Origin of the sequence: Serratia nevei, from assembly GCF_024160145.1 — a bacterium.
GTDB classification, from domain to species: domain Bacteria; phylum Pseudomonadota; class Gammaproteobacteria; order Enterobacterales; family Enterobacteriaceae; genus Serratia; species Serratia nevei_A.
In genome coordinates this window covers 1-17129 of sequence record NZ_JAMYWQ010000059.1, presented here as the reverse complement: position 1 = coordinate 17129, position 17129 = coordinate 1, and the positions used below count along the sequence as shown (strand labels likewise).

Here is a 17129-nt window from a genome sequence, read left to right as displayed (position 1 = left end):
TGGTGAAATTGATAATGCCAAGAGCCTGGGAAAGTTCCATTTTAAGGGTCCATGACGATGCCATGGACCCTTTGTACAGCAACCACAGGATCGGTCAATTGATCCTTAAACGATCGGCATTAGGCGATGCCGGGCTTTTTCTTGGGTTAAATCGTCGGCTGGTTTACCAGGCCGTCTATCAGCACCTGCGGCGTACCCTGCGAGCAGCGTTCGATGCGCCCGCGCACGCCGTAGACCCGCGCCAGGCTCTGCGGCGTAATCACCTGCTCCGGCACACCGTCGGCGATCAGATCGCCATCCTGCAGCATCAGCACGTGGTCGCCGTGGCGCAGCGCGATGTTGATATCGTGCACCACCACCACCGTCACGATATTGCGCTTGCGGGTTTCACGGCGCACCAAATCCATCACGTGGAACTGATAGTTGAGATCGAGCGCGCTCAGCGGCTCATCCAGCAACAGCAGCGAGGGCTGACGGATCAGCGACTGCGCCAACCCCACCAGCTGTTTCTGGCCGCCGGACAGCTGATCGAGATAGCTCAGCGCCAAATGGGCGATGCCCAGCTGCTCCAGCAGAGCCATCACCTCCGCCTCGCTGCCGGCGTTGCTGCGGCCGCCCGAGGCGCGCTGCGCCACGATGATCGACTCCAGCACGTGCAGGTGCACCCCGGCGGGCAGCGACTGCGGCAGATACACCACTTTCTCCGCCCGACGGGCAAACGGCATCTGCATCAGATCGCCGTCGTCCAGCCACAGCTTGCCCTGCGCCGGGTTCAGCCCGGCCAGCGAGCGCAGCAGCGTCGATTTGCCGCTGCCGTTCGGCCCCAGCAGCACGGTGATTTGCCCGCGCGGCAGCATCGGCACCGAGAGATCGTCGATCACCGGGCGTTTCGGGTAACCCGCCGAGAAGTTTTCTATCCGCAATCCCTGGCTCATACGTTCCCCCGGTGGCGCAGAATAATGCTCAGGAAGAACGGCACCCCAACCAGCGACGTGACAATGCCCACCGGGATGATCACGCCGGGCACCAGATTTTTCGACGCCACCGAGGCCATCGACAGCACCAGCGCACCGATCAGCGCACTGGCCGGCAGATAGAAGCGGTGATCTTCGCCGAAGATCATGCGGGCGATGTGCGGCGCCACCAGGCCGATAAAGCCGATCGGCCCGACGAAGGCCACCGCCAGCGCCGAGAGAATGCTGATGCGCAGCAGCGTGGTCAGCCGCAGACGGCGCACGTCGATGCCGAAGCTCACCGCCCGGTCTTCACCCAGGCGCAGCGCGGTCAGTTTCCACGAGCTCATCATCGACAGCGGCAGCAGCACGGCAAACACCCCGAACAGGATACCCAGCTTGTCCCACGAGGCGCGCGCCAGGCTGCCCATGGTCCAGAACACCAGCCCCTGCAGCGTGTCTTCGCTGGCGATGAACTGCATCATCGAGACCAGCGCGTTGAAGGTAAACACCAGCGCGATGCCGAACAGCACCACGCCGGAGGTGGCGACCCGCGTCCAGCGCGTGATGCCGTCGAGCATCAGCGCGGCGAACAGCGCAAAGATAAAGGCGTTGGCGGAGATGAACCACTGATCGGGAATGCCCGGAATGCCGATGCCGAGCACGATCGCCAGCGCGGCGCCAAAGGCCGCGGCGGAAGACACGCCGAGGGTAAAAGGGCTGGCCAGCGGGTTATTCAGGATGGTCTGCATTTCCGCCCCGGCCAGGCCGAGCGCAAAGCCCACCACCACCGCCATCAGCGCGTAAGGCAAGCGGATGTCCCAGACGATCACCCGCGTGCCGGCATCGGCCGCAGCGGGATCGAGCAGCGTTTGCCACAAGGACGATAGCGACAGGCCGGACGGCCCCATGGTGAAATCCAGCAGCAGCGATCCCAGGATCGCCAGTGCCAACACGCCCATCATCAACAGGCGATGGCGAAGAATATGTTGATAGCGCCCCATCACGCCGGCGCCGGGCTGGCCCTTGGCTTCGGTCATGGGATCGGTGGATACGCTCATTAGTTAGGATACCTGTTGCAACCATCATGACAGCGGCGCGAAAGCGTCCGCCGTGAACCAGAAAGCGCGCGGCAACCGCCTGCGCGCAGCCCTCAACAATAAAGCAAACGCGAATACTTATCAATCATAACTATCGCTGAAAGCAACGACACACAAAATGTAATAATTTGTTTTTTATAGTAATTTATCAACAAGCTATCGCCTGCTTCCGCCACGCCGCGAGGTTCATTATTCTGAAAGTGATTCCTGATCCGACCAGACTCTGACAAATGATGGAAAAACCACATAGAATCCAAGAGCGCAGCACCACGCGTGCGAAAATTTTCAGGCCGCCGCAAGAGCGGCCTTTATTGACGAGGCTGTAATGAGAAGTCCATCTCCGGCGGTAACGCCCAAACGCCCGGCGCTGCTGAACTGGCTGTTGCACAGCCCGCTGCATGCCGATGACAAGCTGTTTCAACGCCAGCTGCGGCTGACGCTGACGCCCTCTTCCCTCACCCCCTGGCTGAATGCCGCAGGGCCGGCGGCGCTGCTGGCGGGTTACGCCTGGCTGAACCAACCGTCGATCGGCATCGGTCTATTGCTGCTGTTGCTGTTATTGACCGCCGGACGCGCCTGGCTGGCGCGTCGGCATCAATCTGCCTGGCCGAACGCCATGCTGGTGACGGTGTTGCTGTGGATGGGGCTGGTCGGCGCCAGCGCCGCGCTGGCGATGCTGTCAGGCCGCTTCGTTTTAATCCTGTTCGCCGGTCTGACGATCACCGCCCTGGCCTGCTGGCTGATGCAGCGCCACGCCGCCGCGCCGCGCTTCGCGCTGCTTGAGGTGATCGCACTGACGCTGCCCTACCTGCTGACGGCGCCGCTGTCGCGCGTGCAAAACCTGTTTGTGCTGGCTGACCTCGCGCCGTTGTGGCTGGTGCTGGCCCATGGCCTGATCGCGCGCTACCACCGCCAGCGAGTGCAGCACGTCACGCTGGCCTGGGAAAAGCAGCTGGCGTCACACCGCGATCGCCTGACGGGTTTCCTCAACCGCGCGGGCGGCGAGGCGGTAATGCGCGACATTTGCCGCCCGGAGGCGACAACGCGATCGATTTCCCACCTGTTCATTCTTGAATTCGGCCCGCTGGCGGCGCTCTACCAAAGCCACGGCGTCCAGATCGGCGATGACGTGCTGCGCACCGTCGGCGAGCGCCTCAAAACGCTGATCCGCCCCAGCGACTTCGTCTGCCGCTATACCGGCGGCCTGTTTTTGATACTGGTGCACGATCTGCCGTACGGCGCGGAAAGCGAGTTCCTGGCGCGCATCATGCCGCCGCTGGAGGCGCCCTACGATTTTTGCGCGTTCGGCGAGGTGAGCATGCAGCTTAACGCCGGCATTCTGGCATTGACGCAGGATTACGCGACGGTGGACAGTTTGATGCGCTCGGCGCAGCAGGCGCTGGCAGAAGCGAAAGGCGGGAAAAAGTAACGCAAAACGCGGCGGGCCCCCCGCCGCGTCTCACTCACCGAAAATTACTTCACGTCCATCTTCGGGAATTCCATTTCGCTGTACTTCACGACGCGGGTGCCGCGCGACAGCTTGTAACCGAACCAGATCAGCAGGAACAGCGGAATGCCGATGTAGGTCGCGGTCACGCCATACCAGTCGATCTTGTCTTGCAGGAAGGCCTGATAGTTCTGGCCCAGGGTAATGATCAGGCACAGCACGAAGGCGAAGATCGGCCCCAGCGGGAAGAACCCGGAACGGTATGGCAGATCGTTCAGATCGCGCCCCTGCAGCATGTAACCGCGACGGAAACGATAGTGGCTGATGGCGATGCCCAACCAGGCGATGAAGCCGGTCATGCCCGAGGTATTCAGCAGCCACAGGTAAACCGACTGGTTGCCGAACATCGAAGTCAGGAAACACAGGCCGGCCACCACGCAGGTCGCATACAGCGCGTTACGCGGCACGCCGCCTTTCGAGAGCTTGGCGAAGATGCGCGGTGCCTTGCCTTCCGACGCCAGGGTGTACAACATGCGGGTAGAGGCGTACATGCCCGAGTTACCGGCCGACAGCACCGCCGTCAGGATCACCGCGTTCATCACCGCCGCCGCCGACAACAGCCCGGCATGCTGGAACACCAGGGTGAACGGGCTGACGCTGATGTCCTTCACGTCGTTGCGCAGCAGGCTCGGATCGGTATACGGAATGATCAGGCTGATGATCAGAATGGCGAAGATATAGAACAGCAGGATACGCCAGAACACCTGACGCACCGCGCGCGGGATGTTTTTACCCGGATTCTCCGATTCGCCGGCCGCGATGCCGATGAGCTCGGTGCCCTGGAACGAGAAGCCGACGATCATCGCCACGCCGATCATCGCCGAGAAGCCGCCGGCGAACGGCGCGTCTCCTACCGTCCAGTTCTGCCAGCCGGCGTGCTCGCCGCCCTTCAAAATGCCGACGATCATCAGCACGCCGACGGCGATGAAGATAATCACGGTGCTGACCTTGATCAGCGCGAACCAGTATTCCGCTTCGCCGAACCCTTTCACCGAAATGTAGTTCAGCAGGAACATCAGGCCGAGGAACAGTGCGCTCCAGATCCAACCGGGGGTGTCAGGGAACCAGTAGTTCATCACCAACTGCGAGGCCACCAGGTCAACGGCGATGGTCACCGCCCAGTTGTACCAGTAGTTCCAGCCCAGCGCGAAGCCGAAGCCTTCTTCCACGTATTTGGCGCCGTAAGTGGAGAATGAACCGGAGACCGGCATAAAGGCCGCCAGTTCGCCCAGGCTGGTCATCAGGAAGTACACCATCAAACCGATCAGAGCGTAAGACAGCAGCGCGCCGCCGGGGCCTGCCTGAGAAACCGTGGCGCCCGAGGCGACGAACAGGCCGGTGCCGATGGAGCCACCGATGGCGATCATGGTCAAATGCCGGGCTTTCAGCTCACGGCGCAATGCGGGTGCTTGCTGCCCCGATGTTTTTATATCCTGCTGAGCCATTCGTTCCCTATCTATCTGCTCTTTGAAAAATGAGGGCGGATTGTAACAAATACCCGCCGGTGAACTAGCAACATTGCACCGATATAAGATAGCTTCATAATTCAGAGGCAATTATTAGCCGCAGCCCTTATGGCCTTACTTACTCTCATTAATGTGAGCGCGCGCAGGTTTTTATGCTTTTTCCGGCCCGCGCAGCGACGGCAGGCGTGACGCGCTGCCGATTACAGCGCGCAATAGCTGAGAAAACGCTGCAGCGCGTTGGAAATGTGCTTTTGCCGATGGCGGATCAGGTACAGGGTGCGCCGCAGCGGCGGCAGCGGCACCGGCAGTTCCACCAGCGCACCGCTGGCCAGCTGTTCCGCCACCACCCGCCGCGACAGGCAGCTGATGCCGATGCCGTGCCGCACCGCGTGCTTGATCGCCTCCGAGTTGCCGAGCTCCATCACCAGTTGGAAATGCGGCAGGTGCGCCAACAGCAGATGATCCAGCACCTCGCGGGTGCCCGAACCGCGCTCGCGCAAGATCCACGGCGCATCGGCCAACGCCTCCAGCGTCGGCGGTTGACGGGTCAGCGGGTTGTCCGGCGCGGCGAACACCACCAGCTCATCCTCCAGCCACGGCTGCGTCACCAGCTCCGGCATATGGCAAGGCCCTTCGATCAGCCCCAGATCGACGCGGAAATCCGCCACCGCCACGATCACGTCCTGGCTGTTGCCGACGTTCAGCTCCAGCGGCGTGGCCGGAAAGTCCCGGCGGTAGCGGGCGATCATCTCCGGCAGCATGTAGTTGCCGATGGTACTGCTGGCGGCGATGCGCAGCGCCCCGCCGTCATGACGAAACAGCTGCTCTATCTCCCCCGCCTGCTCCAGCAGCGCCAGCGCCTTGGGATACAACAACCGGCCATGCTCGTTGATCACCAGCCGTTTGCCGACGCGATCGAACAGCTGCACGCCCAGTTGCCCCTCCAGATCCGCCAGTGCGGCGCTGACCGCCGACTGCGACAGCGCCAGCACCACCGAGGCCTGAGTGGTCGAACCGCTTTTCAGCACTTCGGTGAAGACTTCCAGTTGACGCAACGTGATATGCATAGCCGTCCCGGTAGTGAAAAAGGGTTCTGCCAGAGAACCGCAAAATGATGTCAACATGATGTGGGTAGCCCGATGAGGCTACCCGGTTTACGGCCAATTCGGCGCGTTACTTGCCCAAGGCGACCAGCTGCGCCGCCGCGGCCAGCACCGCCTCGCGCGGCGTGCCGGCTTCGTCCCGCTGTAGTAATTGCAGCATCGCCACCAGGCGATCGCGATCGACCACCTTGTTTTCTTCAATCAAACGCCGCACCGCGCGCCCCACTTCCTGGTCTATCTGCTCTCTGCGTTGATCGTCGGTATCCATCGCCTGCTCCTGTTCAGTTGGAAAGTTGACGGCGGCTCGCCGCTCCTCCTCACCCTAGCCGCAATGCGGCTTTATGCCAATGCCTGACGCCATACCACTTATTCAGATAGGTTATAAATATATAATCAATTTCTCTTTTATTCAGCCCAAACGTACTCTTAGCAGCAAGAAACAGACTGAAGGACTGACTTTTATGGCGACTGATACCACTCACACTTATCCCGAGCGACGCTTTCCGCTGTTCGGCCTGCCGCGCCTGGTGCCGGGGCTGGCGCTCACCGGCGCGCTCACCGCGCTGGCCGTCTGGGCCGGCGACATTCCCTGGGTGGCGGAGCTGGGCCTGGGGGCGCTGACGCTGGCGATCCTGTTCGGCATTCTGGTGGGCAACACGCTGTATCCCCGCTGGCAAACCGTTTGTCACGGCGGCGTACAGCTGGCCAAACAGCGCCTGCTGCGCCTTGGCATTATCCTTTACGGCTTCCGGCTGACCTTTCAGCAAATCGCCGACGTGGGCGCCAGCGGCATCATCATCGATGCGCTGACCCTGACCACCACCTTCCTGCTGGCCTGCTGGCTCGGCAAGAAAGTGTTCGGCATCGACGGCCAAACCGCGATGCTGATCGGCGCCGGCAGCAGCATCTGCGGCGCGGCGGCGGTGATGGCCACCGAGCCGGTGCTGAAGGCCGACTCCAGCAAAGTGGCGGTGGCGGTCTCGACCGTGGTGGTGTTCGGCACCCTGGCGATCTTTGCCTACCCATGGCTGTATCAGCTGAACGAACACTTCCAGTGGCTGCCGTTCAGCCAGGAAACCTTCGGCATCTACGCCGGCTCCACCATCCACGAAGTGGCTCAGGTGGTTGCCGCCGGGCACGCCATCGGGCCGGACGCCGAAAATGCGGCGGTGATCGCCAAGATGATCCGCGTGATGATGCTGGCGCCGTTCCTGCTGCTGCTGTCGGGCTACATCAGCCGCGGCGGCGCAGGCAAGGCGGAAAAATCCGCTATCACCATTCCGTGGTTTGCCGTGCTGTTTATCGCCGTTGCCGGGCTGAACTCCTTCAACCTGCTGCCGGCCACGCTGGTGCACCATCTGATCACCGCCGACACCTGGATGCTGGCGATGGCGATGGCGGCGCTGGGGCTGACCACCCACATCAGCGCCGTGCGCCAGGCCGGGATGAAACCGATTCTGTTGGCCACGCTGCTGTTCGTCTGGCTGCTGGTCGGCGGCGGCGCGATAAATCAGCTGGTGCAACACTGGCTCTAATCACTCTCTTCTGTGGCCCGCTCCGGCGGGCCACATTTATTCCGCCCGCCATCAATGCCATAATGTCACCGATAACACAGGAGAATGAAGATGAAGTTTGTCGGTGCACATGTCAGCGCGTCAGGCGGCGTGGATCAGGCGGTTATCCGCGCGCACGAATTGGAGGCGACCGCGTTCGCCCTGTTCACCAAAAATCAGCGTCAATGGAAGGCCGCGCCGCTGGCCGCCGACGTGATCGATAAGTTCAAGAGCGCCTGCGCCCAGTACGGTTTCGGGCCGGGGCAAATCCTGCCGCACGACAGCTACCTGATCAACCTGGGCCACCCGGTGGCCGAGGCGTTGGAAAAATCGCGCGAGGCGTTTATCGACGAGCTGCAGCGCTGCGAACAGCTGGGGCTGACGCTGCTGAACTTCCACCCGGGCAGCCACCTGCTGCAAATCGATGAAGACAAGTGCCTGGCGCGCATCGCCGAGTCTATCAACATCGCGTTGGACAAAACCGCCGGCGTAACGGCGGTGATCGAAAACACCGCCGGCCAGGGCAGCAACCTGGGCTTCAAATTCGAACATCTGGCGGCGATCATCGACGGCGTGGAAGACAAGAGCCGCGTCGGCGTTTGCATCGACACCTGCCACGCCTTCGCCGCCGGGTACGATCTGCGTACCGAAGAAGAGTGCGAGCGCACTTTTAAGCAGCTTGGCGACATCGTCGGTTTCAACTACCTGCGCGGCATGCACCTGAACGACGCCAAGAGCGAGTTCAACAGCCGCGTCGACCGCCACCACAGCCTGGGAGAAGGCAACATCGGCAAAACGGTGTTCAGCTACATCATGCGCGATCCGCGTTTCGACAATATCCCGCTGATTCTGGAAACGGTAAATCCGGATATCTGGGCGGAAGAAATCGCCTGGCTGAAGGCGCAGCAGTAACGCAGCGCCAAAACGACAAAACCGGAGCCCAGGCTCCGGTTTTTTATGGCTGAATCGCTATTACGCCGCGCGGGTGGCCGGCACTTCAGCACGCTTCAGCAGGGCGTAAGCCACGCCCGCCAGCAGGGTACCGGCGGCGATCGCCACCAGATACAGCAGCACCGGCGTGATTGCGCCCGGGATCAGCAGCACGAATAGCCCGCCGTGCGGCGCCATCAGTTTGGCACCAAACGCCATCGACAGCGCACCGGTCAGCGCACCGCCGGCGATGCAACACGGCAGCACGCGCATCGGATCGCGGGCGGCGAACGGGATCGCCCCTTCAGAGATAAAGCACAGGCCCAGCACCAGCGCCGCTTTACCGCCTTCCCGTTCGGATTTCTCGAACTTGTGGCGCGCCAGCAGCGTCGCCAGCCCCATCGCCAGCGGCGGCACCATGCCGGCGGCCATGATCGCCGCCATTGGCGCATACACCGAGGAGCTGAGCAGCGCCACGCCGAAGGCGTAGGCCGCTTTGTTCACCGGGCCGCCCATGTCGGTACACATCATCGCGCCGAGAATCGCCCCCAGCAGTACGGCGTTGGCGGTGCCCAGCGACTGTAGCCAATGGGTCAGGCCTTCCATGATTTTCGCCACCGGCGTGCCGACCACGTAAATCATGATAAGGCCGGTGATCAGGCTGGCCACCAGCGGAATGATCAAGATTGGCTTCAGCGCTTCCATGCTCTGCGGCAGGCGCAGCTTGCTGCTGATCGCCCTGGCGACGTAACCCGCCAGGAAACCGGCGATGATACCGCCGAGGAACCCGGCACCAGTGCTCACGGCCAGCATGCCGCCGATCAGGCCCGGCGTCAGGCCCGGGCGATCCGCGATGGAGAAGGCGATGAAACCGGCCAATACCGGCACCATCAGCGCAAAGGCGGAGCCGCCGCCGATCTGCATCAGCGCCGCCGCCAGCGTACCTTTGACTTCAAACGCCTTGATACCGAACACGAACGACAGCGCGATGCACAGACCGCCGGCCACCACCATCGGCAGCATGTAGGACACGCCGGTCAGCAGGTGGCGATACGGGCCGTTGCCCTCTTTCTTTTTACCCGCCGGCGCCGCGCTACCGCGCTGCTGCGGCTGGAACACCTCGGCCTCGGCCAGCGCCTTGTCCAGTTCCTGGGCGGTTTTCTTCAGCGCCAGGCCGGTGGAAGTGCGGTACATCGGCTTACCGGCAAACTTATCCAGATCCACCTCGATATCCGCCGCGACGATCACCAGATCCGCCGCCGCCACTTCTTCCGGGGTAATGGCGTTGCCGGCGCCGACGGAGCCGCGCGTTTCCACCTTCACCCACCAGCCACGTTTTTTTGCTTCGCTTTCAATGGCTTCTGCCGCCATAAAGGTGTGTGCCACGCCGGTTGGGCAAGCGGTGATCGCCACAATGCGTTTTTGCCCGGCGGCTTTTACCGGCGCCGCCGCCAGCGGCGCCTGATAGGTTTCAGCCTCGGCGTTGGCGCGCGCCAGAAACGCGTCCGGTTCACGCACCGCGTGCTCTACGTCGCCCACATATACCCGCTTGCCGTTCAGCGCGGCGTCAGCAGGCGCAGCCTGCCCCGCCACCACCACCAGTTCGGCGTCCTGCAGCGACTCGACCAGCGTCAGGCCGGTTTTGGCCGCGGCAGCCTCCAGCATGCGTTTCGCCAGGTGGCCACGGGCCTGCCCCAGCGAACTGTCTATCATCAGCAGCGTTTTCATTCTGCCTCCTGCTATGAGTTGAAAGGTTTCAGATCGACGCGCGCCATCATCGCGGCCAACTGGGGACGATCGGTCACGCCGACGTTGCTCTGGCTGACCGCCAGCGCCGCCACCGCCGTGGCCAGACGCAGGGTGTGTTCGCTGGATTCGCGCATCAACAGGCCGTAAATCAGGCCGCCGACCATCGAATCGCCGGCACCCACGGTGCTGACCACTTCACAGGACGGCGGCTTGGCGATCCAGGCGCCGGACGCGTTGACCCACAGCGCGCCTTCCGCGCCGAGGGAGATCACCACGTGGGCGATGCCCTGCTCGCGCAGCGCATGCGCGGCTTCCACCACGTCCGCCAGCGTCGGCAGCGGGCGGCCGGCCCAGATTTCCAGCTCGCGGCGATTCGGTTTCACCAGCCACGGCGAGGCTTTCAGCCCGGCGACCAGCGCTTCGCGGCTGCTGTCGAAAATGATGCACGGGCACTTGGCGCGCAGCTGGGTCATCCAGTCGGTAAAAGCATCGGGATCGACGCCGGCCGGCAGGCTGCCGCTCACCGCCACCATGTCGAACTGGCCCAGCCAGCTCAGCGAGTCGCTGACGAAGCGATCCCAGTCCTGCGGCGTGACTTCAAAACCGGAGAAGTTGAAGTCGGTCACTTCACCGTCTTTTTCCGTCAGCTTGACGTTGATGCGGGTGCGGCCCGGCACCACCTGGAAGCGGTTGGCGATCCCCAGATCGCTGAACAGCAGCTGGAAACCGTCCTGATTGTCTTTGCCCAGGAAACCGCCGACGGTGACGTCGATGCCCAAATCCTTCAACACTTTGGCGACGTTGATGCCTTTACCGGCGGCGTGCAGGCCGGCGGTTTTTACCCGGTTGACTTCCCCGCGCTCGATCTGCGGGCAGAAGCCCACCAGATCGTACGCCGGGTTCAAGGTGATTGTTGCTACTCTTCTGCTCATGCTGCGCCCTCGCCCAGTCCTTCATTAATCGCTTCGCCAATCGCCTTCAGCGCGGCTTCAGCATCTTCTCCATTGGCGGTAAAGCGCAGGTGATGCCCTTTCTTCACGCCCAGCGCCACCACCTTCATCAGGCTGCGCCCGTTGGCCGGCTTGCCGCTGCCGTCCAGGTTGGTGACGGTGATGTCACTGTTGAAACTTTTGATCACGTTGACCAGCGCCGTGCCCGGCCGTGCGTGCAGGCCGTGCTCGTTGCGGATCACGAACTCGGCGCTCAGCACGCTGCTCTCCTCGGCCACTTCGCTGGTCAGCAGCGCCAGCATCCCGGCGGCATCCGCCTTCAGCAGGCGTTCAGCTTTGTTGGCCAGCAGCAGATCGCTGAGGTAGTTGAGCACCGCCAGCGGCTGCGCATCGGCGACCGACACCGTCAGCAGCAGCGCCACCGGCTCGCCGTCTTCCACGAAAGCCTGCGCCGGGCGGCTGACGGTGGCCGCGCTGGCCAGGTTGCCTTCGACGCTGTCGCTCAGCCAGATGCCCTGCCCCAGGTTCAGCGGCTTGCGGGTAATGACGCCGCTAACGAACTGCGCGTTGACCGCGCCGGCCTTTTGCAGCCGGCCGGCGTTCAGCGCCTGCAGCGTCATCAGGCTGTCGGCCGCGACGTCAAGCGCAATCAGCGAAACGTCGAACTGAAATTCGGCGCTCTGCTGCTCGCCCATCAGCAGGCTGCGCAGCTCTTCCGCGGAGGTGGTTTTCGCCAGCCGCTCCGCCACGCCGTCATCGCTCAGCACGTGAGTGAGCTGGCGCAGCAGCGCCAAATGCTCGTCGGAGCGGGCGGCAATGCCGATCGCCACATAGGCGGTCTGGCCTTCGCCCCAGGCGATGCCCTGCGGGAACTGGAACACCTGCACGCCGGTTTTCAGCACCAGATCGCGGGTATCGGTGGTGCCGTGCGGAATGGCGATGCCGTTGCCCAGGTAGGTGGACGTCTGCAGCTCGCGCTGCAGCATGCCGTCCACATAACCGGCGCTGACGCAGCCGGCTTCGGTCAGGGCGGCGGCCACCTGGCGGATGGCCTCCTGCTTACCGGCAGCAGCGGCGCCCAGATGAATGTCTTGCGGTGACAACTGGAACATGATTCTCCTCTCCTGCTGAATTGAATCGTTTCAGCTTCATTGAGAAAAAGGAGCGCTACCCGCTCGCCACAAGCGGTCGGATAACGCTGAAACGTTTCAAGTAGTGTGTAAGCAGCGCAAGGCGAAAGCAAGCTTTCTCCCTTTCGCCATTGCAGATTTTTGAGCTTACGCACACTTTCACCGGCATATTGGTCAGCGCCGGGGCAAAATGACATACTGGTGCTGAAACTTTGCTGACGGAGAAAAGCATGAACGTAGTGACCGGCATCGGGGTGATCATCGTCAACCCGCAAGGCGAGATTTTGTTGGGCAAACGCTGCGGCCCGCACGCGCCCTTTTGGTCGATCCCCGGCGGGCATCTGGATGCCGGGGAAACCTTCGAGCAATGCGCCCGGCGCGAAGTCGCCGAAGAGACCGGGTTGCTCATCGATCCGCCGCGCTTCGTGGGCGTCAGCAACAATCTGCAAACCTGGCGCGCCGAAGGCAAACACACGGTGTCTGTCTGCCTGCAGGTGGATCACCCCGGCGGCAACGCGGAGCTGAGAGAGCCCGAGAAATGCGCCGAGTGGCGCTGGTGTGCGCCCGACGCCCTGCCGGAACCGCATTTCGAAGCCAGCCGCACCGCCATCCGCCTGTGGCTGAGCGGCCAGGCCTATCAGCCCACGGCCTGACCCATCGCGAGCGCGTGCTGCGCTCGCTTCCCCTGCCGTACCGCCCTATCTCTATATAAATTAGAATATAACGCTATTTTTTGCGATATATGCCATTTTTTTGACTACGGATAACCCTATGGGGTTAACCCTCTTCTATTATTACCCCTGCAATCGACGTGGCATTCTGACCTCCGGTCGGCGGCCTTTTGGCAAGATTTTATTTTAAATTCATAATTATAAGCGGGTTTACCATGAGCAAAAAACTGACTGGCTTTGAAAAAAAGCGCCGGTGGGGATGGCTATGGCTTTTGCTGCTGGGGATTATCCTCGGCGCGGCGCTGTTGGCCGGGACCGCCACCGTTTTCCATAAAACCAGCGATACCGCCTTCTGCGTTTCCTGCCACACCATGCAACAGCCCCTGGCCGAATATCAGGGCAGCGTCCACTTCCAAAACACCAAGGGCATCCGTGCCGAATGCGCCGACTGCCACGTGCCGCACCAGCCGATCGATTACCTGTGGACCAAAATCCGCGCGGTGAAAGACATTTACGGCGAGATGGTCGGCACCATCGATACGCCGGAAAAATATGAAGCGCACAAGCTGGCGATGGCGCAGTCGGTCTGGAAGACGCTGAAAGAGAATGACTCGGCCACCTGCCGCTCCTGCCACAGCTTCGACGCCATGGACATCACCGCCCAGCGCCCTGAGGCACGCCTGCAGCACCCGGTGGCGATCAAACAGGGCGAGACCTGCATCGATTGCCATAAGGGCGTGGCCCACATCCTGCCGGACATGAGCGGCGAAACCCAGGCCGGCGCCGCCGAACTGGCGAAGGCTGCGGCGCTGACCGCGCCGGGCGCCACCACCCTCTACACCATCGCCACCGAACCGTTCTTCCTCAATGCGGACGACAGCCATAACGCCGGCAACCTGATGCCGTCCACCGAAGTGCAGGTGGTGAAACAGGATGGCGACAAGGTGCTGGCCACCGTGAGCGGCTGGCAGCAGGACGGCGTCAGCGAAGTGTTCTACGCCGCGCAGGGCAAACGCATCCTCAGCGTGCTGCTGGGTGAAGACGCGCGCCAACGGCTGAAGACCGCCTCCACCCAGACCGATGCGGAAACCGGCCTGGTCTGGCATCAGGTTTCTCTGCAGGTGTGGCTGCCGCGCAAACAGTTGATCGACGATCAGCAAAAAATCTGGCGTTACGCTGCGGACATGATGTCGGCCAACTGCACCGGCTGCCACGGGCTGACCGCGCTCGATCGCTTCAACGCCAACCAATGGATCGGCGTCATCAAAGGCATGGCGCCGCGCACCTCGCTGACGCAGGAACAGCTGCGCGTGCTGACGCAATACGTACAAAAACACGCCAGCGACATGCCACCTGCCGCACCGGCCAAGCTTTAAAGGGAGAAGCGCAATGAGCAATCAACAACCGTTAACCATGAGCCGCCGCCGCTTCCTGACCGGCGCCGCCGCGCTGGCCGCCGCCCCGCTGCTGGCGGGCTTATGGCCCAAAGCGGCGCTGGCGCAGGCCATCAGCGAAGCGCTGCCGCAGTTCATCGTCTTGCGTCAGGCGCAAAAAGGCATCCTGACCGGCGCCCACTGGGGCGCGTTCGAGGCCATCGTGCAAGACGGCAAGATGGTCGGCGTGCAGCCGGTGCAGGACGATCCGTATCCGAATGAGCTGATCACCATGGCGCCTTATCAGGTGCACGCCGAAAACCGCATCAAATACCCGATGGTGCGTAAAAGCTGGCTGGAGGGCGGCCCCGGCAGCCGCACCGAACTGCGCGGCCGCGACGAGTGGGTACGCGTCAGCTGGGACAAAGCGACCGAGTTGGTGTGCAATGAGATCGTTCGCCTGCAAAAAGATCACGGGCCGCAGTCGATCTACGCCGGTTCCTACGGCTGGAAAAGCGTCGGCATGCTGCACAACAGCCGCACGCTGCTGCAACGCCTGATGAACCTGACCGGCGGTTTCCTCGGCTACGCCGGCGACTACTCCACCGGCGCGGCGCAGGTGATCATGTCGCACGTGGTCGGTTCGATGGAGGTCTACGAACAGCAGACCGCCTGGCCGAACGTGATCGAGAACAGCGAGCTGGTGATCCTGTGGGGCTGCAACCCGATGGTCACGCTGAAAAACAGCTGGAACGTGCCGGATCACGTCGGGCAGACCGGCTTCGAGGCGCTGAAGCAGAAAGGCACCCGGGTGATCAGCATCGATCCGGTACACAGCGACAGCGCCAAGTTTGTCAATGCGCAGTGGATCGCTCCGCGCCCTTATACCGACGGTGCCATGCTGATCGGCATCGCCCACACGCTGCTGACCGAGAAGCTGCATAACCCGGACTTCCTGAAAACCTACACCGTCGGTTTCGACAAGTTCCAGGCCTATCTGCTGGGCGAGAGCGACGGCGTGGCGAAAACCGCCGAATGGGCGGCCGACATCAGCGGCGTCGATGCCGACACGCTGCGCGGGCTGGCGCGCGAGATGGCAAAACACCGCACCATGATCATGGGCGGCTGGGGCATTCAGCGCCAGCACCACGGCGAACAGCAGCACTGGCTGCTGGTGACGGTGGCGGCGATGCTCGGCCAGATCGGCCTGCCGGGCGGCGGCTTCGGCTTCAGCTACCACTATTCTTCCGGCGGTAGCCCGACCGCCAAGGGCGGCATCATCGCCGGCATCTCCGCCGGCAACGCGCCGAAGAACTCGCCGGCGCCGATCCCGGTGGCGCGCATCGCCGAATGCCTGAGCAACCCGGGCAAAACCATCGACTTCAACGGTGCCAAGGTCACCTACCCCGAGGTGAAAATGGTGTATGTGGCGGGCGGCAACACCTTCCACCAGCATCAGGACACCAATAACCTGGTCAAAGCCTGGCAGCGGCCGGACACCATCGTGGTCAACGAGCCTTACTGGACCGCCACCGCCAAGCATGCCGACATCGTGCTGCCGGCCACCACCAGCTACGAGCGCAACGATCTGGAAATGGGCGGCGACTATTCGCAGCTCTACGTGTTCCCGATGCATCAATGCGTGCCGCCGCAGCACGAGTCGCGCAGCGACTTCGACATCTTCTCGGCGATGGCGGCCAGGCTGGGCGTGCAGGAGGCCTTTACCGAGGGCAAGGACGAAACCCAGTGGCTGAAAGGCATGTACGACGACATGAAGAACCAGGCGCGCGCCGCCCGGGTGGCGCTGCCGCCGTTCGACATGTTCTGGCAATCCAACAACTACGTGCGCTTCCCGGTGCCGGAGGCCAACACGCAGTGGGTACGCTTCGCCGACTATCGCGACAACCCGCTGCTGAACCCGCTGGGCACGCCGTCGGGCAAGATCGAGATCTACTCCGACGCCATCGCCAAAATGCATTACGAGGATTGCCCCGGCATCCCGACCTGGATGCCGCCGCACGAGTGGTATCGCGGGCCGGAAGCGGCCAAATATCCGCTGTCGCTCAATACCGCGCACCCGACCAACCGACTGCACTCTCAGCTCGACAACACGCCGCTGCGCGAGAAATACGCGGTAGCGGATCGTGAAGCTATCCTGATCCATCCGCAGGACGCGCAGCCGCGCGGCATCAGCGGCGGCGATCTGGTGCGGGCGTTCAACGATCGCGGCCAGATCCTGGTGGGCGCGGTGGTCAGCGAAGATGTGCGGCCCGGCGTGGTGCGCATCAGCGAAGGCGCCTGGTTCGATCCGGCCGATCCGGCGCAGCCCGGCTCGCTGTGCAAGAACGGCAACGTCAACTGCCTGACCTTCGATATCGGCTCCTCCAGCCTGGCGCAGGGCAACTGCGGGCAGATGGCGCAGCTGCAGATCGAGAAGTATCGGGGGCCGGTATTGAAAAATACCGCGCACGCGGTGCCGCAAGGCGCCTGATTTACCGGCAAGCAAAGGGGCGCGACGCCTGTCTCTTGATCAGATCTCTTGCTCGAGAGACTTGGCCAGCAGATAACCCTCAAGGATGGTTTGCAGTTTGAACCATCCTTCCCATAATCTCTCCCATCCCACTCGACCCGTGCGTTTACTGTC

Annotated in this window: 14 protein-coding genes; 6 read left to right on the top strand and 8 right to left on the bottom strand. The window is 62.6% G+C overall.

Annotation, left to right across the window (positions count from 1 at the left end; translation table 11 throughout):
* Positions 1 to 146: 146 nt before the first annotated feature.
* Both M6G53_RS23970 and M6G53_RS23965 read right to left on the bottom strand, forming a co-directional pair.
* Positions 147 to 935, bottom strand: a complete 789-nt coding sequence (locus M6G53_RS23970) for an ABC transporter ATP-binding protein (RefSeq protein WP_253334982.1) — start codon at positions 933 to 935, stop codon at positions 147 to 149.
* Positions 932 to 2014 carry a FecCD family ABC transporter permease gene (locus M6G53_RS23965; RefSeq protein ID WP_253334980.1) on the bottom strand — a complete coding sequence of 361 codons (1083 nt, stop codon included), beginning with the start codon at positions 2012 to 2014 and terminating at the stop codon, positions 932 to 934. The genes M6G53_RS23970 and M6G53_RS23965 overlap by 4 nt, the downstream gene beginning before the upstream one ends.
* A 364-nt stretch (positions 2015 to 2378) precedes the next feature.
* On the opposite strand from M6G53_RS23965, the gene M6G53_RS23960 reads away from it, so the two are divergent.
* Positions 2379 to 3482 (top strand): GGDEF domain-containing protein, encoded by a 1104-nt coding sequence (locus M6G53_RS23960; protein ID WP_253334978.1) that lies wholly within the window; start codon positions 2379 to 2381, stop codon positions 3480 to 3482.
* Positions 3483 to 3526: 44 nt separating this feature from the next.
* Here M6G53_RS23960 and M6G53_RS23955 read toward each other — a convergent pair whose 3' ends face one another.
* From M6G53_RS23955 to M6G53_RS23945, 3 genes are all read right to left on the bottom strand, one after another.
* On the bottom strand, positions 3527 to 5005 hold the full coding sequence (locus M6G53_RS23955; RefSeq protein WP_253334975.1) for an amino acid permease: 1479 nt from the start codon (positions 5003 to 5005) through the stop codon (positions 3527 to 3529).
* Between the two features lie 221 nt (positions 5006 to 5226).
* On the bottom strand, positions 5227 to 6093 hold the full coding sequence (yieE, locus tag M6G53_RS23950; protein WP_253334973.1) for a DNA-binding transcriptional regulator YeiE: 867 nt from the start codon (positions 6091 to 6093) through the stop codon (positions 5227 to 5229).
* A 106-nt stretch (positions 6094 to 6199) separates the two neighbouring features.
* Positions 6200 to 6397, bottom strand: a complete 198-nt coding sequence (locus M6G53_RS23945) for a hypothetical protein (RefSeq protein ID WP_253334971.1) — start codon at positions 6395 to 6397, stop codon at positions 6200 to 6202.
* Between the two features lie 193 nt (positions 6398 to 6590).
* Here M6G53_RS23945 and M6G53_RS23940 point away from each other — a divergent pair, with 193 nt between their 5' ends.
* Positions 6591 to 7664, top strand: coding sequence for a YeiH family putative sulfate export transporter (locus M6G53_RS23940; RefSeq protein WP_253334969.1), 1074 nt, complete (start codon positions 6591 to 6593; stop codon positions 7662 to 7664).
* A gap of 90 nt (positions 7665 to 7754) precedes the next feature.
* The gene (gene nfo / locus M6G53_RS23935; protein WP_016926988.1) at positions 7755 to 8594 is read left to right on the top strand and encodes a deoxyribonuclease IV; all 840 of its coding nucleotides are present in this window, start codon (positions 7755 to 7757) and stop codon (positions 8592 to 8594) included.
* Between the two features lie 60 nt (positions 8595 to 8654).
* Here nfo and fruA read toward each other — a convergent pair whose 3' ends face one another.
* The 3 genes from fruA to fruB are packed head-to-tail and all read right to left on the bottom strand — an operon-like array spanning position 8655 to position 12423.
* Complete coding sequence (gene fruA / locus M6G53_RS23930; protein WP_253334968.1) at positions 8655 to 10340, bottom strand: PTS fructose transporter subunit IIBC; 1686 nt, start codon at positions 10338 to 10340, stop codon at positions 8655 to 8657.
* A gap of 11 nt (positions 10341 to 10351) precedes the next feature.
* On the bottom strand, positions 10352 to 11293 hold the full coding sequence (gene fruK, locus M6G53_RS23925) for a 1-phosphofructokinase (protein WP_253334967.1): 942 nt from the start codon (positions 11291 to 11293) through the stop codon (positions 10352 to 10354).
* The gene (fruB, locus tag M6G53_RS23920; RefSeq protein ID WP_253334965.1) at positions 11290 to 12423 is read right to left on the bottom strand and encodes a fused PTS fructose transporter subunit IIA/HPr protein; all 1134 of its coding nucleotides are present in this window, start codon (positions 12421 to 12423) and stop codon (positions 11290 to 11292) included. Before fruB ends, fruK begins: the two co-directional genes overlap by 4 nt.
* Before the next feature lie 248 nt (positions 12424 to 12671).
* Between fruB and M6G53_RS23915 the strand changes: the two genes are divergently transcribed.
* The 3 genes from M6G53_RS23915 (at position 12672) to torA (ending at position 16976) form a co-directional block, all read left to right on the top strand.
* The gene (locus M6G53_RS23915; protein WP_253334963.1) at positions 12672 to 13094 is read left to right on the top strand and encodes a nucleotide triphosphate diphosphatase NUDT15; all 423 of its coding nucleotides are present in this window, start codon (positions 12672 to 12674) and stop codon (positions 13092 to 13094) included.
* Positions 13095 to 13327: 233 nt separating this feature from the next.
* Positions 13328 to 14488 carry a NapC/NirT family cytochrome c gene (locus M6G53_RS23910; protein WP_253334962.1) on the top strand — a complete coding sequence of 387 codons (1161 nt, stop codon included), beginning with the start codon at positions 13328 to 13330 and terminating at the stop codon, positions 14486 to 14488.
* A 13-nt stretch (positions 14489 to 14501) separates the two neighbouring features.
* Positions 14502 to 16976: a trimethylamine-N-oxide reductase TorA gene (torA, locus tag M6G53_RS23905; RefSeq protein ID WP_253334958.1), complete on the top strand. Its 2475-nt coding sequence runs from the start codon at positions 14502 to 14504 to the stop codon at positions 16974 to 16976.
* The last annotated feature ends 153 nt before the right edge of the window (positions 16977 to 17129 follow it).